This is a genomic window from Pseudomonas sp. 21LCFQ02, from assembly GCF_024129895.2.
GTDB lineage: Bacteria > Pseudomonadota > Gammaproteobacteria > Pseudomonadales > Pseudomonadaceae > Aquipseudomonas.
The window spans coordinates 4067314-4084858 of record NZ_CM178749.1; the positions used below are offsets into that span (position 1 = coordinate 4067314).

General features: G+C 58.5%; 27 protein-coding genes. 23 read left to right on the forward strand and 4 right to left on the reverse strand.

Annotated features, from left to right (window positions below; all coding sequences use genetic code 11):
* Positions 1-78 precede the first annotated feature (78 nt).
* The 3 genes from NJC40_RS18550 to NJC40_RS18560 all read left to right on the forward strand — a co-directional run bounded on the left by NJC40_RS18550 (position 79) and on the right by NJC40_RS18560 (position 1820).
* Entirely contained in the window at positions 79-933 is an 855-nt protein-coding gene (locus tag NJC40_RS18550; RefSeq protein ID WP_253139698.1) for a putidacin L1 family lectin-like bacteriocin, read from the forward strand.
* 210 nt (positions 934-1143) lie between these two features.
* Positions 1144-1467: an MFS transporter gene (locus NJC40_RS18555; protein ID WP_253111272.1), complete on the forward strand. Its 324-nt coding sequence runs from the start codon at positions 1144-1146 to the stop codon at positions 1465-1467.
* Positions 1464-1820, forward strand: coding sequence for a hypothetical protein (locus NJC40_RS18560; protein ID WP_253139696.1), 357 nt, complete (start codon positions 1464-1466; stop codon positions 1818-1820). The genes NJC40_RS18555 and NJC40_RS18560 overlap by 4 nt, the downstream gene beginning before the upstream one ends.
* Before the next feature lie 9 nt (positions 1821-1829).
* Here the strand turns inward: NJC40_RS18560 and NJC40_RS18565 are convergent, their stop codons facing one another.
* Positions 1830-2198, reverse strand: coding sequence for a hypothetical protein (locus tag NJC40_RS18565; protein ID WP_253139694.1), 369 nt, complete (start codon positions 2196-2198; stop codon positions 1830-1832).
* Between the two features lie 147 nt (positions 2199-2345).
* On the opposite strand from NJC40_RS18565, the gene NJC40_RS18570 reads away from it, so the two are divergent.
* The 17 genes from NJC40_RS18570 to NJC40_RS18650 all read left to right on the forward strand — a co-directional run bounded on the left by NJC40_RS18570 (position 2346) and on the right by NJC40_RS18650 (position 14149).
* Positions 2346-2576, forward strand: coding sequence for an Acb2/Tad1 domain-containing protein (locus NJC40_RS18570; RefSeq protein ID WP_253139692.1), 231 nt, complete (start codon positions 2346-2348; stop codon positions 2574-2576).
* A 131-nt stretch (positions 2577-2707) separates the two neighbouring features.
* Positions 2708-2950: a hypothetical protein gene (locus NJC40_RS18575; RefSeq protein ID WP_253139689.1), complete on the forward strand. Its 243-nt coding sequence runs from the start codon at positions 2708-2710 to the stop codon at positions 2948-2950.
* An 8-nt stretch (positions 2951-2958) separates the two neighbouring features.
* On the forward strand, positions 2959-3567 hold the full coding sequence (locus NJC40_RS18580) for a putative metallopeptidase (protein WP_253139687.1): 609 nt from the start codon (positions 2959-2961) through the stop codon (positions 3565-3567).
* 31 nt (positions 3568-3598) lie between these two features.
* A complete protein-coding gene (locus NJC40_RS18585; protein ID WP_253139685.1) occupies positions 3599-4120 on the forward strand; it encodes a DUF2280 domain-containing protein in 522 nt (173 codons plus the stop codon).
* Positions 4095-5375 (forward strand): terminase large subunit domain-containing protein, encoded by a 1281-nt coding sequence (locus NJC40_RS18590; protein ID WP_253139683.1) that lies wholly within the window; start codon positions 4095-4097, stop codon positions 5373-5375. The genes NJC40_RS18585 and NJC40_RS18590 overlap by 26 nt, the downstream gene beginning before the upstream one ends.
* A gap of 3 nt (positions 5376-5378) precedes the next feature.
* Positions 5379-6935, forward strand: coding sequence for a DUF4055 domain-containing protein (locus NJC40_RS18595; RefSeq protein ID WP_253139682.1), 1557 nt, complete (start codon positions 5379-5381; stop codon positions 6933-6935).
* The gene (locus tag NJC40_RS18600) at positions 6922-8091 is read left to right on the forward strand and encodes a minor capsid protein (RefSeq protein WP_253139681.1); all 1170 of its coding nucleotides are present in this window, start codon (positions 6922-6924) and stop codon (positions 8089-8091) included. The genes NJC40_RS18595 and NJC40_RS18600 overlap by 14 nt, the downstream gene beginning before the upstream one ends.
* 122 nt (positions 8092-8213) lie before the next feature.
* The gene (locus tag NJC40_RS18605; RefSeq protein WP_253139679.1) at positions 8214-8999 is read left to right on the forward strand and encodes a DUF6651 domain-containing protein; all 786 of its coding nucleotides are present in this window, start codon (positions 8214-8216) and stop codon (positions 8997-8999) included.
* A gap of 105 nt (positions 9000-9104) precedes the next feature.
* Entirely contained in the window at positions 9105-10085 is a 981-nt protein-coding gene (locus NJC40_RS18610) for a major capsid protein (RefSeq protein ID WP_253139677.1), read from the forward strand.
* A 54-nt stretch (positions 10086-10139) separates the two neighbouring features.
* Entirely contained in the window at positions 10140-10565 is a 426-nt protein-coding gene (locus tag NJC40_RS18615) for a hypothetical protein (protein ID WP_253139675.1), read from the forward strand.
* A gap of 3 nt (positions 10566-10568) precedes the next feature.
* Positions 10569-10952 carry a hypothetical protein gene (locus NJC40_RS18620; RefSeq protein ID WP_253139673.1) on the forward strand — a complete coding sequence of 128 codons (384 nt, stop codon included), beginning with the start codon at positions 10569-10571 and terminating at the stop codon, positions 10950-10952.
* Between the two features lies 1 nt (position 10953).
* Positions 10954-11313 carry a hypothetical protein gene (locus NJC40_RS18625; RefSeq protein WP_253139671.1) on the forward strand — a complete coding sequence of 120 codons (360 nt, stop codon included), beginning with the start codon at positions 10954-10956 and terminating at the stop codon, positions 11311-11313.
* 1 nt (position 11314) lies between these two features.
* Entirely contained in the window at positions 11315-11704 is a 390-nt protein-coding gene (locus NJC40_RS18630) for an HK97 gp10 family phage protein (RefSeq protein ID WP_253139669.1), read from the forward strand.
* Positions 11704-12099, forward strand: coding sequence for a phage tail terminator-like protein (locus NJC40_RS18635; protein WP_253139667.1), 396 nt, complete (start codon positions 11704-11706; stop codon positions 12097-12099). The genes NJC40_RS18630 and NJC40_RS18635 overlap by 1 nt, the downstream gene beginning before the upstream one ends.
* A 64-nt stretch (positions 12100-12163) precedes the next feature.
* Positions 12164-13336 carry a phage tail tube protein gene (locus NJC40_RS18640; RefSeq protein WP_253139666.1) on the forward strand — a complete coding sequence of 391 codons (1173 nt, stop codon included), beginning with the start codon at positions 12164-12166 and terminating at the stop codon, positions 13334-13336.
* An 82-nt stretch (positions 13337-13418) separates the two neighbouring features.
* Positions 13419-13889 (forward strand): phage-derived protein YdaY family protein, encoded by a 471-nt coding sequence (locus NJC40_RS18645; protein WP_253139664.1) that lies wholly within the window; start codon positions 13419-13421, stop codon positions 13887-13889.
* A 17-nt stretch (positions 13890-13906) separates the two neighbouring features.
* A complete protein-coding gene (locus NJC40_RS18650; RefSeq protein ID WP_253139662.1) occupies positions 13907-14149 on the forward strand; it encodes a hypothetical protein in 243 nt (80 codons plus the stop codon).
* A gap of 171 nt (positions 14150-14320) precedes the next feature.
* On the opposite strand, the gene NJC40_RS18655 is transcribed toward NJC40_RS18650, so the two are convergent.
* Together NJC40_RS18655 and NJC40_RS18660 are read right to left on the reverse strand one after the other, a co-directional pair.
* Positions 14321-14566 (reverse strand): hypothetical protein, encoded by a 246-nt coding sequence (locus tag NJC40_RS18655; protein WP_253139660.1) that lies wholly within the window; start codon positions 14564-14566, stop codon positions 14321-14323.
* Between the two features lie 69 nt (positions 14567-14635).
* A complete protein-coding gene (locus NJC40_RS18660) occupies positions 14636-14884 on the reverse strand; it encodes a protein L (RefSeq protein ID WP_253139658.1) in 249 nt (82 codons plus the stop codon).
* 199 nt (positions 14885-15083) lie between these two features.
* On the opposite strand from NJC40_RS18660, the gene NJC40_RS18665 reads away from it, so the two are divergent.
* The 3 genes from NJC40_RS18665 to NJC40_RS18675 all read left to right on the forward strand — a co-directional run bounded on the left by NJC40_RS18665 (position 15084) and on the right by NJC40_RS18675 (position 16808).
* Positions 15084-15578 carry a hypothetical protein gene (locus tag NJC40_RS18665; protein WP_253139656.1) on the forward strand — a complete coding sequence of 165 codons (495 nt, stop codon included), beginning with the start codon at positions 15084-15086 and terminating at the stop codon, positions 15576-15578.
* A gap of 217 nt (positions 15579-15795) precedes the next feature.
* Positions 15796-16341, forward strand: coding sequence for a KilA-N domain-containing protein (locus tag NJC40_RS18670; RefSeq protein ID WP_253139654.1), 546 nt, complete (start codon positions 15796-15798; stop codon positions 16339-16341).
* 299 nt (positions 16342-16640) lie between these two features.
* On the forward strand, positions 16641-16808 hold the full coding sequence (locus NJC40_RS18675) for a hypothetical protein (protein ID WP_253139652.1): 168 nt from the start codon (positions 16641-16643) through the stop codon (positions 16806-16808).
* A gap of 388 nt (positions 16809-17196) precedes the next feature.
* Here the strand turns inward: NJC40_RS18675 and NJC40_RS18680 are convergent, their stop codons facing one another.
* A complete protein-coding gene (locus NJC40_RS18680; RefSeq protein ID WP_253139648.1) occupies positions 17197-17466 on the reverse strand; it encodes a hypothetical protein in 270 nt (89 codons plus the stop codon).
* Between the last annotated feature and the right edge of the window lie 79 nt (positions 17467-17545).

The following is a 17545-nucleotide window of genomic DNA, read 5'->3' on the forward strand; positions in this document are numbered from 1 at the left end:
TCTAGCTGCAGATTGCCTTTGAGCGACGTGAATGCGGAATCCTCCGCGACCAATCATTCGACTTAAAAGGTAATGCCCATGGCAATTTACTATCCTGAGAATCCTCAATATTTCACCAGCGTTGGATCTCCATATCTGCCTCCGCTACAAGTGATGACTCCGGGTCAGTTCCTTCTGTCTCCAAATGGCAATTACAAGTTGCTGCTTCAGGATGATGGGAACCTGGCCATCTACGATCAAACCAATGGGGCCACTGCCTGGATCGCTGACACCAACCAGCCTTATAGCACCACCGGGTCGCTGAGGGATTTCCCGACGCATGTACTGATGAATGCCGGGCTGTATCTGTATGACCCGTCGCGCGGCCGGGTCTGGTATACAAACAATCCCGCCATTCCTGCCAACGTGGAGAGCATGCATCTGTCGCTCCAGAATGACGGGAACCTCGTAGTCATTGATGTAAAAGCGCTCTGGTCGAGCGACACGGGTGCAAATTTCACTCCGGTAGCTGCTGATGCGACTGTGCTGAACCCGGACCAGGCTATGGTTGTAGGTGCCTCCTACCCGGCCGGTGCTTATCAGCTGATTTTCCAGGCTGACGGTAACCTGGTCGTCTACGATCAGAGCATGACCGCTGTCTGGCACTCTCACACATTCAACAGTGGCGCGACCCAGGCAGTTATGCAGGCCGATGGCAACTTCGTTCTTTACAACGCTGCTGGCGAGGCGGTTTGGAACACTGGCACTTATGGCAACCCTGGAGCCTATGCACAGCTGCAGGCTAATGGCGCGTTTGTCATTGTGAAAAACACGCCAGTCTGGGCGCGCTTCGGGTGGCAACCTACTCCGGTTCGTCCGCCTCGTCGTGTGTTTTACCCTGATCACAGCAAGGGGCCGCTGCCGCTTTTCGGCGGAATCGGTTGGGATTTCTAATAAGTGGTGATGATGGCCCGGCTTAGATGCCGGGCTTTCTTTAGCGGGTGGCGCAGGTCTCTATTTAGTTATCCAGGCTGATGATCCGGGTTCGACCCCCAGCATCCGCACCATATCCGCCTCCACATGCCAGCGGGTCAGACTGCTGGCCCTTTTATTCAATGGCTCGCCCGAATGGCGGGCCTTTTTTTGCTCAACGGAGTCGAGCGCATGGATTCATTTCACCGCTGGCTCACTAACGCTGAGTGGGCCATCGCCGGCTTGATTGGCGCCGTGGTTGCAAGTTGGTGGCACCGGGACGACCTGACAAGCGTCAGGGCCTGGGTCATTTTCTTGGTGACCGGGGTTGCCTGCGCCGTGTACCTCACAGGTATGGTCAGTAACTACCTGGCCATCACTGAGCCGAATAACGTGGCCGGGGTAGGGTTCCTTCTTGGCGCATTCGGCGGCTCGCTGATGGCCGCCATTCACAGAGCGATCAAAGCCGCTGATCTGTGGGCTCTGATCCGGCAACGCTTCGGGGGTAACCCATGAGCAGCCTTCAACTTGTAAGCACAGTCAGCATTGGGATCATCACAGCGTGGGCCTTGTGGTCGATGCTGAGCTTCCGGGTCAACGACGGGATTGTGGGGAAGGTCATCTACTTCACGATTGCGGTAGCCGGGTACGCGATGGCCACACGAGGCGAGTGGCCCTATGTCACGCCCACGGTTGCCGGGGTCACCTTCCACGTTGCGCTGGCCTGCGCTGGCGTCCGGCACTGGTTCGTGCGGACCTATTGGATGCAGGTCAAGACCTGGCTGTGCCGGCACCTGCACTGCGAGCACTGCCTGACCGATCCGCGATTCGGCTCAGATCCGGGCAAGACAGACCGCCGCCGCTCCTGAGGCGAAGGATTACCGCTGTTGCTCGATAAAGTGGCGCAGATGCTGGTTCTGTGAATGGGCCTCGGCCCAGACTGGATAGTCCGCAAGGATCATCGGGAAGTACTGGTTGGGGCCACATGACCGGCCATGACTTGAGAAGTCGTCAGGAGCCTGGAAACTCCGGCCCAGAGACGCAAGCTGGAACTTGCCGTGTTCGTTGTCATTGCCGATTGATCCGTTTTCGATCCTGTAGCCTGTTTCTGACACTCGCTTGGCCATCTCAAGGTTCTCGCCAGCAAGGGCAAGCTCTTCCGGCGTGGCCTTGTCAGGGTTGGCCATCACGAATGACGCAGCCACATAAGTCGCCAGCATCTTATCCACCCATTGAAAATTGATCACTGGCCTTACTCCTTAGGGAAAGCGGCGAGTGTGTGCCAAGCGGCATGACCTTACAAGTTGCCGCCACAAAATCGATAGCTGCCATTTCGTGGCGCGAACAACCCAGGCCCCGGCATCCGCTGGGGCTTTTGCATTCTGGAGAAAGCTATGGACAACCAGCACAAGAAGATCACCGGCTACCGCGACCTGAGCCAGTCCGAGATCGACGGTATGAACTCGATCAAGGCCTTGGAGGCTGATGCGGGCGAGCTGTTCAAGCAAATCGGACAGATCGAAGGCGTTGACCCGCGCCTGTTGGCTCTGGCCAAGACCAACTTGCAACAGGGTTTCATGTGGTTCGTGCGCTCGATTGCCCAGCCTGCAGACCCTTTCAGTTGAAAAAGTCCTGGCTTGTCCATGCGCCTGGCTACCCGCCGTTCCCCATGATCCATCACGAAGACCTGACCCCGGTTGATGCGCTCGCTCTGGTCCGGGGTATCTGGCCTCTCGCAATCGTAGAGTGACAGCCGATGAAAGTCGTCGAGTTCAAGCGCGAAGGGTGGCGTGATGCCGCCGCAACGCTGCGCAAGGTGGCGGATCAACTGGAGTCGGGAGAGCTGGAGCCCTGTGCGATAGGCGTCCTTGCTCTGCGATCACAAAACGGCAGAGTCGAGGCTTTCGCGTTCGGACCTGCCGCTGATGACCTCCAGGCGCTCGCCCTGTTCAGGCTGGGTGAGCGGAAGCTGGTGGATGTGCTGCTTGATATCGACTGAGGTGCTCCATGGTCCGGCCAGTGCCGCCAGCAAGCCTGCTTGAATCGGTATTCCTCACGCTCACCCCGGCCCCCGAGGTCTGGGAATGGATATCCACCGAGATCCTTGCCGACACCGGCAGCATCCACAACGAAGACCACGCCCACCTGATAGGCGCCAACATCGGCGTCCTCTGGGCATCCGAGTCGTTCGCCAAGCGGGGAAGGGTAGTCCTTGGCCAGGCCGAACAGGTCATGCACCGCGCAGGTGGCTGGCATAAGGCCCGGATGGAGCAGCAGATGCGTGACTGGTTCGGGGACGAGCCCGAATTCATCATCACGCTGGCCGCTGACTACTGTGCCCAGTGCAGCGATGCCGAATTCTGTTCGCTTGTCGAACATGAGCTCTATCACGTAGCCCACAAGCCAGACAAATACGGTGCCCCAGCCTTCACCAAGGAAGGGGTGCCCAAGCTTGAGATGCGCTCACACGACGTAGAAGAGTTTATCGGCGTGGTCCGCCGCTACGGTGCCAGTCAGGACGTTCAAGCACTGATCGACGCAGCAAGCAAGCCGCCAGCGGTGGCAAGAATCAACATTTCGAGGGCGTGCGGGACCTGTCTGCTCAAGTCTGCCTAAACCCTGACAGACCCAAGACGGAAGAATCCCTATGGCGACCCTGAATAACGAGGTGCGAGCGTTCATCGTTCAGGCTCTGGCCTGCTTCGATACGCCCAGCCAGGTTGCAGCGTCTGTCAAAGAGGAATTCGGCCTTGAGCTGACCCGCCAGAAGTGTGAGGCGCATGACCCGACCAAGCGTGCCGGGCGCGACCTGGCCGCCAAGTGGGTGACCCTGTTCCACGACACCCGAAAACGCTTCCGCGAGGAAACTGCCGAGATCCCCATCGCCAACCGTGCGTACCGTCTCCGTGCGCTAGGCCGCATGGCTGAGAAGGCAGAGACGATGCGAAACATGGCTCTGGCCGTGCAGATCCTTGAGCAGGCGGCGAAGGAGTGCGGCGATGCGTATGTGAACCGCAAGGTGGAGCCTGATAAGTCCCTCGACGACGAAATCAAGCGCCTGAACATCCAGAAGCTGCAACGGGAGTTGGCCGACCCTGATAAGGATGTGCCCGAGCCCAAGCAAGTGATCATCGGGGTTGAAGATGCAAGCGACCCTGAAGCTGAATAAGCCGCAGTTCGAGTTCATCAGTCACCCCAAGAAGTTCTCAGCGTTCGTTGGCGGCTACCGGAGCGGCAAGACGTTCGTTGGTTGCGTCCGGCTTTGCATCAACGCCCTGGAGCACCCGCGCATCCCTCAGGGCTACTTTGCCCCGACGTACCCGCACATCGCGGACATTTTCTACGACACCATCCCGGTGGTGGCTGAGGCGTTCGGCCTAGTGGCTGATATCGTGCCCAGCAACAAGCGGGTGCACCTGCGAGACCGGCGCGGACGGCTTCTGTCGACGATCATCTGTAAGAGCATGGAGCACCCCCACAAAATCGTGGGTTTCAACATCGCCCACGCCTTGGTCGATGAAATCGACTGCATGCCGATCAAGAAAGCGGACAGCGCCTGGAAAAAGATCATCGCGCGGATGTCGACGGTCTGGCCAAGTCGACCTGAAAACACTATCGATGTGACGACCACGCCTGAGGGCTTCAATTGGGTCTACCGCAAGTTTGTGAAGGAGCTGGCCAGCCACCCGGCGCAGAAGGAGTTCTACGGCATCGTCCACGCTTCGACGCGGCAGAATGCCAAGAACCTGCCTAAGGACTACATCCCGTCCCTGCGCAGATCGTACCCGGCCAACCTGGTTGAGGCCTACATCGACGGTTTGTTCGTCAACCTGACCTCCGGCAGCGTGTACCCGAATTTCAACCGGTTTGCGTGCCACACCAATGAGACGATTCGGCCGGGCGAGCCGCTGCACGTCGGCATGGACTTCAACATCAACCGCATGGCAGCGACGATCCACGTCATCCGGGACGGCCAGCCGTTACTGCTGGAAGAGGCGACCGGCCTGTTTGATACGCCAGCCATGATTGTTGAGCTGAAGCGCCGCTTCCCTGGCCGTCAGATCATTGTTTACCCCGACGCCAGCGGCAAAAACCGCAAGAGCGTCAACGGTAGTGAGTCAGACCATGCCTTGCTGCGGGCCGCAGGCTTCATCGTCATGGTCAACCCGTCCAGCCCACTGGTTCGTGACCGGGTCCTGGCGGTGAATGCCATGCTCCTCAACGGTGAGGGTCAGCGGCGGTATCTGGTCAACACCGACAACTGCCCGGTCACCACCCAGGTGCTGGAGCAGCAGGCATACACGGACAAGGGTGAGCCGAACAAGGACGGCACGGAAGACCCTGTAGATGCGTTGGGCTATTTCATTGTCCAGCGCTATCCGATCAACCAGAAAATCTCCACCAGCACACCTCTCAGGATGTAACCCATGGCCACAAACGACAGCCCGGACGTTGTGCTTGGCGCAATCGCGCTCATGCAGGACGACTGGACCCTGGTGTCAGCGCTGCTCGGCGGTACCAAGGCGATGCGCGCCGCTGGCGTGGCGTATCTCCCCAAATGGCCGAAGGAAGAACCTGATAGCTATCAAGATCGATTGAACCTGTCCACGTTGCTGCCGGCCTACGCCGAGACGGTGAAGAACATGACAGGCAGGGTATTCGCTCGCCCGATTACGCTAGGGGACGAGGTGCCTGACGATATCGCAGCCTGGTGCAATGATGACGTTGACCTGCGCGGCAATAATCTGGATGTGTTCGCGTCCGAGTGGTTCAGGATTGGGCTGGGGTATGGCCTTGCTCACTGCCTGGTGGACTTTCCACGTGCTGAGGGCATAAAGACCAAGGCTCAGGAGAAAGACGCTGGGGTCAGGCCTTATGCGGTCATGGTCAAGCCGACCCAGGTGCTTGGTTTTCGGTATCGCTTCGTAAATGGTCGGCCAATCCTGACCCAGTTCCGCTACATCGAGCAGATCGAAGAGGAGAGCGGAGAGTTCGGCACAGAGCTGATCCAGCAGATTCGCGTCATCGAGGAAAAGCGCTGGCGCATCTACCGCAAGACCGAAGGATCTGGCTGGGTCATTCATGAGGATGGCGTCAACACCCTTGGCAAGGTGCCGGTGGTGACCTTCTACACCGGCCAGACCGGAGTGATGACTGCGAAGCCGCCGTTGCTGGAGCTGGCGCACCTCAACGTCACGCACTGGCAGTCTCAGAGTGATCAGCGCAACCTGCTCCACGTTGCCCGGGTGCCGATTCTGGTGGCGATCAACGCAGGCGACTCGCTTGGCCCGGACGGAATGCCTGTGCCGTGGGAAATGACGGTTGGCAGTTCGGCGGCAACCCGACTTCAGGGCGAAGGCGCCGATCTCAAGTACGTTGAGCATGGCGGCCAAGCGATCAATGCTGGTCGTCAGGACCTGCAAGACCTGCTTGAAGAGATGCGCATGGCTGGCGCTCGGCTGCTTAGCCGGGTTGATCAGGCGGTGAAAACGGCAGCCCAGGCCAATGAGGAAGCGGCCGAGAAGATCAGCGCCTTGGAGGCGATGGGGAATAACTTCGAGGATGCCGTTGATCAAGTGCTGCAACTGTTCGCTGACTGGACCAAGCAAGCGACCGGCGGGTTCGCCACCATAGAAGGCAACTACGACGCGGACTACGCGCCAGAGGTGAGTCTTCCAGTCCTCAAGCAGATGGCAGACGCAGGTTTCCTGAGCCAGGAAACACTGTTCAACGAGGTCAAGCGCCGGGGCGTCATCAGCGACTCGCTCAAGTGGGTAGACGAGAAGGCCCGGATCGAAGAGCAGCGGGGCAGGATCGACGCCCAGGTGCTGGCGCAGCTCATGGTGGCCAAGGCTGGTAAGAACATCAGCGAGCAGAGCCTGTGGGACTACATCAGCAACGGTCGCATCCCAGGCGTTCCGTGGCTCACTGAGGCCGCAGGAATCGACGGTGCGATAACCGGTGACCTGAATGGCGACGAATGAGCAGAAGAAGGCCGAGGCGGCCCTGGTTGATGCCTTCGGGCAGCACAAAAGCTACCTTTACCGCCTCAGCACTGCGGCAGCGTCCGAACTGACCAGCGAAGCCGACAAGGTGGCGCTGGCGCTCTGGAGGCAGCTCGGCGAAATGCTCGACGGTCTGAGCGATGCGGAAAAGGCATCGTTCTCGGCCGGCAAGTACAACACGCCAGAACTGCGCGAGATGCGTGACGCGATCACTGCCGCGACAAGTCAGATCGGCGCCGTTGTTGCGACTGGCTTTGCCGTTGGCGCTGCGTCACTGGCCGCTTACGAGACTGGCTACGCAGCCGCGGCTGTATCGAAGATGATGGACGTTAAGCCGGCGTCGATCAGTTCGGAAAAGATGCTCAAGCAGGCTCTCAATAGCCCGTTGGCTGGTGGTCGCCTGGTGCACGAGATGCTCGACAGCATCGCGCCTGACACCAAAGATAAGATCCTGCTCACTATACGGGCCGGGATTGCCAGTGATAACAGCAACTCGCAGATCATCCGCGCACTCCGTGGCACCAAGGCGCTTGAGTACCAAGACGGCATCATGCAGGCCACCAAGGTCGAGATCGAGCGGGTCGTCAGGACGGCAAGAAACCACGTCAGTGGCGTGGTCTATGAAGAGACCTATGAGGCTCTAGGCGTGCCGTACGTGATTCGCTCTGCGGCGCTGGAAGGTCGAACCTGCGTGGTTTGCGCCTCCCTAGACGGCAAGGTTTACAAGATTGGCCAGCCCAGGCCACCGGCCACGCTGCACTACAACTGCCGTTGCCAGTACATCCCAAGCATGACTGGCGAGCTTATGGGTGAGCGGCCCTTTTCGATCAGTCTCAAGGTCAAGGGGCGCGACGGCGAGTCGACTTTCCGTAGTGTCGGCGACATGACCAAGAATCAGCGCGAGAAGGCCGACCTCAAGCAGGGGCGGGTGAAGGCTGATACGTCGTTCTCGACCTTCTTTGCCCGCCAGGATGAAGCCTTCAAGCAGCAATGGCTCGGGCCTTCCCGGTACAAGCTGTATGCCGAGGGAAAGCTGAGCCTTGACCGGTTCGTCGACCCCCAGAACAAGATGTACACGCTTGACGAGTTGCGGTTGCGGGACGCCGAGACGTTCCGAGCGCTGTTCGGAGAGTAGCGCCAAAAATCAAACAGGCCGCCCCAGGCAACTCGGGCGGCTTTTTCATGCCCGCAGCTCGGACGAGCAGGGCGCCAATGGCTGGATAGCCAGTAGCGGGGCGGATGCCCAGGAGAAGCACCTTGAAACTCAAGCTCGACGACAACGGAAACGTAGTTTTGCAAGACGGCCATCCGGTCTACATCCACGCTGACGGTAAAGAGTCACCATTCGACGCCGCCGCTGCCGTGACCAAGATTTCAGCGCTGAACCGTGAGGCACAGGGTCATCGCGAGGCGAAGGAAGTGGCTGAGGCGCGCTCCAAGCTGTTCGAGGGCATTGAAGACCCCGAGTCCGCTATCAAGGCTCTGGAGACCGTGAAGAACCTCAAGGAAGGCGATCTGGTCACCGCCGGCAAGGTGGAGGAGATCAAGTCTGCCGCCAAGCGCGCGGCGGAAGATCAGGTTGCTGCCGCAGCCAAAGCCGCCGCCGAGCGTGAAAAAACGTTGCAGGGCGATCTGGAAAAGCTCCAGGGACAACTGCACAGCGAGCTGATTGGCGGCAGCTTCAGTCGCTCCAAGCTCATCTCTGACAAGTTCGCAATCCCGGGGGACCTGGTACAGGCCCGCTTCGGTCAGGCATTCAAGATCGAAGAGGGCAAGGTCGTCGCCTACGACCAGGCCGGCAACAAGATTTTCAGCCGCGCCCGTCCTGGAGAGCTGGCTGACTTCGATGAAGCGCTGGAAACCCTGGTTGACCAGTACCCGTACAAAGATCAGATCCTCAAAAGCAACGGCCAGTCTGGCGGGGGTGCGACCAATGGTGGCAACCCATCCGGCGGCAACCAGCCCAAGGGCAACTTCGGCGGCTCCCGCGATGATCGCGTAGCGGCGATTCGCTCTCAATTCCCCGACTTGGCCAACGGCTGATCGCGGTCTAGCTGTACTCCCGGATGGGACGCGGCGCACTGAGGCGGATGCCTCGAAAACCATTACTTTCCCGCCCGTCCGGGCAACAGTTATAGGAGTTCCACCATGGCGCTTTCCGATATGGAAGTGTTCAATACCTACTTCATGCCAGCGACCATCGAGACGCTTGCCCAGATGGTCGAAAAATTCAACGCTGCAAGCGGTGGGGCGATCCTGCTGACCACTGACGGTTTCGATGGCGACTTCCTGCAAACCAGTTTCTACGCTGGCCTTGCTGGTGCTCGCCGCCGCGTTGACCGCTACGGCCCCAACAACACCGTGACGCCTGTCGACCTGACCCAGATCAAGCACAATACAGTCAAGGTGGCTGGCGGCTTCGGTCCTGTGCGTTACGAGCCGGGCCAGATGACTTGGCTGCGCAAGCCGACTGCCGAGGGTATCGAGGTGGCCTCGCGCTACTTCGCTGAATCCCTGCTGCAAGACCAGCTCAACACCGCGATTGCTGCGCTGGTAGCAGCGATCAGCAACCAGGGCGCGTCTGCAACTGTAGACGTGTCTGGCAGCAAGAAGGTTGACTACATCGCCGTCAACGACAGCCATGCGCTGTTCGGCGATAACTCCAGTCGTTTGATTGCCCAGGTAATGGATGGCGCTCAGTTCCACGCCTTCGTGGGCCAGAACCTGACCAATGCTGAGCAACTGTTCAAGTCTGACAGCGTTCGGGTGGTCGACATCCTTGGTCGCCTGGTGGTGGTTACTGACGCCCCCGCACTGTACAGCGCCGCCACCACCACTCCGACTGCCCCGGCCAAACGTCGAGTCCTGTCGCTGACTCAGGGCGCAGCCACCGTGCATGACACCCGTGACCTGATCTCGAACATCGACACCAGTAACGGCGGTGAGCGCATTTCGACCACGCTGCAGATCGATTACACCTTCGGTGTTGGTCTGCGCGGTTACGCCTGGGACACCGCCAATGGCGGCGCGTCCCCGACCGATGCGGCACTGGCCACCGGCTCGAACTGGGACAAGGTGGTCGATTCGGTCAAGCACACAGCCGGCGTCTTGGCTATCGGTCAGGCCTGATCCAGTCCGGGGCGTCCATGGCGCCCCGGCTCATCATTCCAAGAGGACAAGGCGATGTCGAAAGACCGCGAAGTGATTTACGAGCTGCACCCGGTAACCCCGGAGCGCAAGAAGGAACTGGTAAGCCAGGGCTATCGCATCATCGATGTGCAGTTCGCGCCCGAGGCCTACAAGGCAGCCATGGCTGACGCGACAGATCCGCGGGGCCGTGAGGCGCTTGATATTGCCCTGGCTGCGCTGCCCGGCGACCAGAACGACCCTGATTACGTTGTTAGCAGCATGCGCATCCACTTCGGCGACCTGTTCACCCAGGAAGACGAGGATCGCGTGCTGGAACTGGTCAAGGCTCCGGCCAAGAAGCCATCGCACGGCCTACGCATCGACGACATCAAGGCCAAGCTGGCCGAGAAGGGCGTCGAGTTCAATCCCGAAGCAGAGCGCGGCGAGCTGGCCAAGCTGCTGGACGACACCCAGGAGTAACCCATGAAGGTCTACATCACCGCAGAGCAGGTGGACGGCCTGCAGGGCGCTGACTGGGCGCCAGAAGACAAGAAGCCGCGAGCGGTGATGATGGCCAACGTGTGGATGACCAACCGCAAGCTTCCCGACATCGATCCGATGCCGGTGGAATGGGAGCAGGCCGCCTCCGAAATCGCTATAGATGCAGCCAATGGCCGACTGTACGGCGCCCGGGAAACCGGCGTAACCAGTAAGTCGGTCAAGGCTGGTGAGGTGTCCAGCAGCAAGACCTTCCGGGACGGCGCAACAACCTACACCTCTGGCGAGTCATTTGCCTTAGCCCTGCTGTCGCCATGGCTTCAGCCTGCTGGCGGCGGCATGAGTCAGTTCAAGATGGTCAGGGGGTGACATGGGGCTGCGAGATGACCTGCAGGCCGATCTGGCTGACGCATTCGACACCGACCTAGCTGATGCTGTAACCCAATTCACCGGCGCCAGAGTTGTAGGGCAGGGGCCTTACGATCCGATTACCGAAACCCGGCCAACCACCACCGAGACCTACACCGGTCGGGGTGTGTTCGGCAGCTTCAGTCTGCGCCTGGTGGACGGTATCAACATCCTGGCAACTGACATAAAGCTGACCGCGCTGCAATCCGAAGTAACCGACACCCCGAGAGTCGATGACGCAATCAATGGCTACCGGGTGATCGGACCAATCTCGCAAGACCCCGCGAAAGCGACTTGGGTCATTCAGCTCAGGAAGGTGTGACATGGCCGGAGGATGGAGTAACGGGCCGCTGGAGTTCATCAAGGTGTTCGAGGCGGACCTTGTGAAGCATCGAAACGAGATAGCCGCAGACGCCCTGCAGATGGTAGTCCACGGATCGCCGGTTGATACCGGGGCTTACAAGGGCAGTCACCGGATCAGCGTCAATCACGAAGACCTATCGGCGCCGATCACGCCCGACACTGGTGGGGCCAAGACCATTGCCGCTGGCATGAAGATCATTGCCTCGGCCAAGCAGCCTTTCTCGATGATCCTGATCCAGACCAACCTGCCTTATTCGGAAAGTCTGGAGAACGGCCATTCCGGGCAGGCTCCTGCCGGCAATTACGGCCCTGCATTCGCCTCGCTCGTTGCCAAGTATGGGGGTGGCTGATGACTTTCGAGCAGATCCGGCTGGCCATCGTTGATCGGATGAATGCCTTCCAGGGCATCGCACAGGACCGGATTGAGTACCCGAATCCTGATGAGATCTTCCAGAAACCGTCCGAAGGCGTCTGGTGCCGACTCAGTATTCAGGGCGGCACCGCTTTTTTTGCTGGGGTGGGCGACAAGCCGCATGCCCGCCGGCCTGGCCAAGCCGTTATCCAGTGCTTCGACCGTAAGGGCGTAGGCACCGGCGCGGTCACGCGGCTTGCTGATGCGCTGTCCGACCACTTCCAGTTCTGGAGGCAAGGCGACCTTGAGTGCTGGGAAGCATCGATGCATGGTGCCGGCGAGAGCGGCGGATTCATTCAATTCAACGTCGTCATCCGGTACGTAGCCGGGTAAACGAGCAATACCCCGACCCACCCGCCTTGAGCGGGTTTTTTTATGCCCGCACAAGGAGGCTCTCATGAGTTCCGGCGCCAAGATCGTTACGCACTACATCAAGGAGGTCACGCCTGGCGTCACCCCCGCAAGCCCTGCCGCTGGCGCGTGGAAGACCGCACGCCTGACCGGCAATACCCTGTCCCCGACACCAGACACGGAAGTGTCGGACGAGATCACCGATAGCCGCATCAGTCAGGGCTCGGTTGTCACTGGCCTGACCATCGGCGGTGACCTGACCGGCGAGCTGTCATTCGGCACATTCGATGACTGGCTGGAGGCTCTGTTTTACGGATCCTGGACCAACAACGTCCTGACTGTTGGCGATGTCCGCAGCACATTCAGTGTGCAGAAAGGCTTTACCGATGTCAGCGTGTACTCGCTGTTCAAGGGTGTTCATGCTGCAACCGGCTCTATTGACGTGCCGGAGCAGGGCAAGGTCATCCTGACCATCGGCGCCCAGTGCCTGGACTACGAGGATGCCGAAACCAGCTTCGTGACCGGCGCCGCGGCTCCGACCACCGCCCCATTCATGTCCAGCCTGGCAATCGGCGACATTCTGGTCGATGGCGTCTCGCTGGTCGGCCAAGCCTGTGTGTCGGCCATCAATATCGCTATCGACAACACCGTGCAGGTCCAGCGCTGCTTGGGCAACGGTAAGCTCGGCCCCGGCGCGATCATCGCTACCGAGGCGGCAATCACCGGAACTCTGACGCTGGCGTGGTCCAAAGCGGCATGGCTGATCTGGAAAGAGCAGCTGACCCGCAAGCCATTTCAGGTGCAGTTCCCGATCAAGGACAGCCTGGGTAACCAGTACCAGTTCGACTTCCCTAGTATCGAGGTGGATGGCGAGCTGCCTAATGGTGGAAAGCGTGATCTGGTGCAGGTGACTTTGAACTTCACCGTGGCAAAGGTCGCACCGACCATCACCCGTGTGCCATTCGTGCCGGTGACCAGCGTTTCTGTGGCCCCGACCACTGCCTCCATCGCCGTTTCTGCAACCCGCCAGCTTACCGCCAGCGCCCTGCCGGCCGAGGCTGCACAGAACGTCACCTGGTCCAGTTCGGCTCCTGGCATCGCCACTGTATCAGGCTCTGGCCTGGTCACCGGCGTTGCTGCTGGTTCTGCAGTTATCACCGCAACCAGCGTCTCCGACACAACCAAGACCGCTACGTCGAGTATCACTGTCACGGCGTAACACCGCATCGCTCCTTTGGGTCGCTCCGGAAATAACGTCGTCCGGAGCGGCCATTTTTATGACGTGACGTGAGGATTCAACAATGGCTTTGAAAAAACAGAAGCAGGTCAAGCACACCGACGCAAAGTGGGTCGACTTCGACGAGGACACCAAGATCCAGATCGCATCCATCGACAACCCGGCGTATCAAGTGGCCCTGGCCCGCGCTCGTCGCGAGATCAACCGCAACGACTCGAACTTCGGTATCAGCGCCCCCGGCATCATTGAAGGCGAGAAAGCAGAATATGATGTTCAGTGCCGCCTTGTCGGGCATCACATCATCCGTGACTGGTCCGGTGTATTGGATGAGGACGGAAACCCACTGCCTTTCAGTCTCGACAACGCCGAAGCACTGCTACTTGGCACGCCGGAAGCCTTCCTGTTCGTGTTCAAGGCTGCGCAAGAGTACGCCACCGAACTGCGCGGCGAGCTGGAAGAGACGCTGGGGAAGTCGTCGCCCGCTGGGAGTGGCAAGCCGAGTTCGGCGGCGAAAAAGCCGACAAGCAAAGGCTGATCTACCAAGCGTTGCGCATGGCCGTGCCGGATGAGCCTGAGCTTGATCCGGTAACGGCGTATTTGCTGAACGTGTTTCGCAACGTTTGCCGAGGCAGACAGTACATCGCATCCGTGTCTGGAGCATTTCCAATGAGGCTGGGCTACCGGGAGATCAACGACTTCCTGGCGGCCCACCCATCGCCATTGCCAAGGCATTTTGTGGATGAGGTAGTGTTTGCGCTGGATGACATCGTGATGACCGAAGAGCGGGAGAAGTGACTATGAGTGCGGACGAAGCGGAAAGGGCTGTGGGTAGCGGCAGCGGAAGACATATGGATGTTGCTGCCGAGCTTAAAGGTCACCTGGGCGCTGTTAAGGCGCATATGGAAGATCTTTGTCGTCGAACTGGCGAGATGTCGGCCAGGCTTGGCCAGGCCGAACGGGGCGCAACTAATCCTGCTCGCCTGCGATATTGAGCAGTGCTTGCATGGCATTCTGACCAGTCTCGGATCGTGAAAGCTGGCCCTCCAACGGGCCGGCAGCAAGATGCTTCAGCTCTTTGGCAAACACCTCACAATCAAGAGCGCCCGATCTGCGCATGGCTGTCAAAAGAGCCACAAGACCTGCATGAGTAACCATCGCTATGTTGGAGGTCTCTTTCGCCAGCTCAACCAGCTCGTTATCTAAAGCGTCCATTTATGCATCTCCTGGGTAACTGCGGCGACTGAAGGTATCGGCGCCAAAAAAAGGGCAGGGCAATTCAGCTCACTTTGTCTGCGTCATAACGATGAGCTGCCACAGCACTTCGACTGCGCCGTCACTATGCTGGTGCTTGTTTTGAGGAGGGAATGGATCGCGCGCGTTGGACGTTATTTCGTGTCCGCACCCTTGGCATCGATAGATCCCGGAGACAGGCACTTTGTCTCCGATCTCATAAAGGGTGTTCCAGTGCTCGTTGCCGGGCTGGCTTGTGGCTTTTATGAACCGTCTTGTCGAATCAGTGACCAGAGCCATTTCTCATTCCTTGGATTGGGCTTCATGAAGGCGCAACGCTACTACGGTTCGCCTTGAGGTATGAACTGAGCATTTCACCAGGCTGTACGGCTGGACAGTCTCAAGCTGTCCGGACCTTTTTTGTGTAGATCTTGGCCTGTCGTAAACCGCTGCTACGCTCCTGATGTGGCTATCTGCCACTCACAACAGGGAGTTGAGCATGAAACAGATATTTCTCGCCGTTATGGCAATGGGGCTGGTCGGGTGTTCGGGGCACGTGGTTACGTATCAGGGTGAGAGGCAAGCTTGTAAGGACGGAAAGTGTGAGGGAATCCCATTTCGTAAAGTGGAGCCGGCTATCGCGCAGCGGACCCTAAACACCATTCCTGCAAGCGCTGACAGCAAAGCACGATATTCGAATAAGACTGGGGATGAAGGCTGCGTCGAAGTGCTTGACGTCACGATTGTTAATGCTGCGTCAAAAGACGTCAGCTATATCAGCTATCAGCCGGGTCTTTTTGAGTACGCGGAGTTCAGTGTCGACCTAAATCCAAATGGAACGCTCTCTAAGGTGGGCGTTGTCCCTGTTGCAGGTCTTAAGGAGGCTGCAGAGTCGGTAGCCTCGATTGCATCGGCGTACAAACTAGTCAATGAGGCGAATGCTCTTAGCGTGAAGAGCGCCGGCCTTCCGAAATGCACTCACGTCAATTCATGAGTCTCAAAACCATCTGAGGCATGGCATCTCCGCTGTGATGCTCAGGCTCTAATTTTTACTACTTAAGCTCTGGACGCACCCGCGATCCGGGGCTTTTTGTTTCTGCCGCAAGGCAAACCCTACACGCAGCCTAGACCCGTACAGTCGAACGGTGGATGTTCGTTCATCCGTCCGCCCCGGCTGCGTACCTTTTCGCCTGATGGACGAGATAACGCCCATGAACGCAAGCAATGTGATTCCCTTTCATTACCAAGGCCAGCCAGTGCGCTTTAACAGCGACGGCTGGATTAACGCTACTGACGTCGCCAGCCGGTTTGGCAAACGACCGGTGGACTGGCTAAAGCAGGCGGAAACAAAGCAATACCTTGCCGTCCTGGCCGAAGCTCTCGGGCTGGACACCAAAGTGACTCAGGATCACTTTGGTCTGGTGCGCACCGCTCGTGGCGGCAAATCGCCGGGGACGTGGCTTCATCCGAAACTGGCGGTAGTTTTTGCTCGATGGCTGGATGTGAAGTTCTCGGTCTGGTGTGACTTGCACATCGACGCACTGTTGCGCGGCGAGCTGGACGAGAAACTCCAGTTTGACCGGGCCTACCAGAACATGGATCGTTCGCAATCCGAAGCCAGCCAGGGCGCCAGGAAGATGGGTCAGCATCGCTGGGCAAAGCCGCGACTGCAGGAGCAGGTCGAATATTGGCGCGGGCAATTGCAGATGACTCTGGGGTTGGATGATCCGCTTGATGCAAGGGTGGCATCAAACTGATGCACCCTTTGCTTGGGCGGGTAAACGAAAACCCGCTGATGTGGATAGGCAGATCCGGTGCCGGGTGGCGCATGAAGAGTGGCGCGTAAGGATTGACTGAAACGATCTCCGAAGCGGCTTGTGAAAACGATGCCGAATTCCGACGTGAAAAATGCGGTGAAGAAAACCGGCGGTAAGAAAACGGGTTCGAAAATCGTTAGGCCGTTGATCAAATATGAGCAACGCTTATACACTTATAGTGTGTTAGCAAAATGCTAGCTCTTTTCTCGCACCGTTTTTGGTGCCGCATAGGAGTGCAAATGAAAATGCTCAGCTTCAAAACCGTGCGACTGGTGCTTTCGGGTGCGTTGCTTGGCGTGGCTGCGGCAAACGCATTTTTCGGCGTGAATTTCCCTGGCGAAATTGTTGCTGGTGTATTGGGGGCTGGCGGTGCGTTGGCTCTGATGAAATTGACTGCAATCGTCTAAGTGGTCACCGTTTACGGGCATACGCTCGGTTTCGAAGGTATTACGATCATCCTTGCTGCTGTCTGCGTTGCTATCAATGCAGTGCAACAGTGGTGTCACAGGCGTCGGGTCCGCAGCGGCGATCTGGTCATGGCGCTTTTGAACGGGGCTTCGATTTTTCCGTTTTGCGCCATGGCAGGAGCTGTTTTCTCCGAAGAGCTTCTCAAAGCGGCGTCATCGTCAACGTCATCTCTGGCATTGGCTGGATGCGTCGGGCTGGTATTCGTGACCGGGGAGGTCTGCTCGCCTTCAGGTCTGAAGAAATCATCGGACCATGATTAGATGGTTCATGAAGCAAGCCCAGCTACCCGCTGGGCTTTTTGCTTTCTGGACGCCTTCGTTCTGTAGCTTAAGCTATGGTCGTTTCCTCAAGGTCAGGGCTCGACGTTAGCTCAAGCAGCATCTGGTCATGCTGGTCTCGTGTAGCTAGGTAGAACATTCCTTTGCCGAGCAGGAAGGTCTTCATCGTTTTCGCTGAGGTGATCTGTCTTGGAGTGACCGAGATGCGCTGCGTGTTGTCGCTGCGGGTCTCTGTGGCCTCCAAGTGGAAGAGTTTGATGAGGCCATCTTCGCCCTTGGTGACACCAAGGCGTTTGAACGTGACGGTTGGTTCTTGCATTGCAGGCTCCGAGGAGGGCGGAAGGTGTATGCAATTTCCCGCATTCTATCCCGTATAGAATGGGGAAATGCGTATGTGC

Excerpts from the sequence above, each read along its gene's own strand:
- NJC40_RS18640 (WP_253139666.1), top strand. The coding sequence starts at position 12,164 with ATGAGTTCCGGCGCCAAGATCGTTACGCACTACATCAAGGAGGTCACG.
- NJC40_RS18590 (WP_253139683.1), top strand. The coding sequence starts at position 4,095 with ATGCAAGCGACCCTGAAGCTGAATAAGCCGCAGTTCGAGTTCATCAGT.
- NJC40_RS18675 (WP_253139652.1), top strand. The coding sequence starts at position 16,641 with ATGAAAATGCTCAGCTTCAAAACCGTGCGACTGGTGCTTTCGGGTGCG.
- NJC40_RS18625 (WP_253139671.1), top strand. The coding sequence starts at position 10,954 with ATGGGGCTGCGAGATGACCTGCAGGCCGATCTGGCTGACGCATTCGAC.
- NJC40_RS18670 (WP_253139654.1), top strand. The coding sequence starts at position 15,796 with ATGAACGCAAGCAATGTGATTCCCTTTCATTACCAAGGCCAGCCAGTG.
- NJC40_RS18615 (WP_253139675.1), top strand. The coding sequence starts at position 10,140 with ATGTCGAAAGACCGCGAAGTGATTTACGAGCTGCACCCGGTAACCCCG.
- NJC40_RS18660 (WP_253139658.1), bottom strand. The coding sequence starts at position 14,884 with ATGGCTCTGGTCACTGATTCGACAAGACGGTTCATAAAAGCCACAAGC.
- NJC40_RS18600 (WP_253139681.1), top strand. The coding sequence starts at position 6,922 with ATGGCGACGAATGAGCAGAAGAAGGCCGAGGCGGCCCTGGTTGATGCC.
- NJC40_RS18645 (WP_253139664.1), top strand. The coding sequence starts at position 13,419 with ATGGCTTTGAAAAAACAGAAGCAGGTCAAGCACACCGACGCAAAGTGG.
- NJC40_RS18680 (WP_253139648.1), bottom strand. The coding sequence starts at position 17,466 with ATGCAAGAACCAACCGTCACGTTCAAACGCCTTGGTGTCACCAAGGGC.
- NJC40_RS18585 (WP_253139685.1), top strand. The coding sequence starts at position 3,599 with ATGGCGACCCTGAATAACGAGGTGCGAGCGTTCATCGTTCAGGCTCTG.
- NJC40_RS18655 (WP_253139660.1), bottom strand. The coding sequence starts at position 14,566 with ATGGACGCTTTAGATAACGAGCTGGTTGAGCTGGCGAAAGAGACCTCC.
- NJC40_RS18570 (WP_253139692.1), top strand. The coding sequence starts at position 2,346 with ATGGACAACCAGCACAAGAAGATCACCGGCTACCGCGACCTGAGCCAG.
- NJC40_RS18630 (WP_253139669.1), top strand. The coding sequence starts at position 11,315 with ATGGCCGGAGGATGGAGTAACGGGCCGCTGGAGTTCATCAAGGTGTTC.
- NJC40_RS18610 (WP_253139677.1), top strand. The coding sequence starts at position 9,105 with ATGGCGCTTTCCGATATGGAAGTGTTCAATACCTACTTCATGCCAGCG.
- NJC40_RS18560 (WP_253139696.1), top strand. The coding sequence starts at position 1,464 with ATGAGCAGCCTTCAACTTGTAAGCACAGTCAGCATTGGGATCATCACA.
- NJC40_RS18650 (WP_253139662.1), top strand. The coding sequence starts at position 13,907 with ATGGCCGTGCCGGATGAGCCTGAGCTTGATCCGGTAACGGCGTATTTG.
- NJC40_RS18665 (WP_253139656.1), top strand. The coding sequence starts at position 15,084 with ATGAAACAGATATTTCTCGCCGTTATGGCAATGGGGCTGGTCGGGTGT.
- NJC40_RS18555 (WP_253111272.1), top strand. The coding sequence starts at position 1,144 with ATGGATTCATTTCACCGCTGGCTCACTAACGCTGAGTGGGCCATCGCC.
- NJC40_RS18580 (WP_253139687.1), top strand. The coding sequence starts at position 2,959 with ATGGTCCGGCCAGTGCCGCCAGCAAGCCTGCTTGAATCGGTATTCCTC.
- NJC40_RS18575 (WP_253139689.1), top strand. The coding sequence starts at position 2,708 with ATGAAAGTCGTCGAGTTCAAGCGCGAAGGGTGGCGTGATGCCGCCGCA.
- NJC40_RS18620 (WP_253139673.1), top strand. The coding sequence starts at position 10,569 with ATGAAGGTCTACATCACCGCAGAGCAGGTGGACGGCCTGCAGGGCGCT.
- NJC40_RS18595 (WP_253139682.1), top strand. The coding sequence starts at position 5,379 with ATGGCCACAAACGACAGCCCGGACGTTGTGCTTGGCGCAATCGCGCTC.
- NJC40_RS18635 (WP_253139667.1), top strand. The coding sequence starts at position 11,704 with ATGACTTTCGAGCAGATCCGGCTGGCCATCGTTGATCGGATGAATGCC.
- NJC40_RS18550 (WP_253139698.1), top strand. The coding sequence starts at position 79 with ATGGCAATTTACTATCCTGAGAATCCTCAATATTTCACCAGCGTTGGA.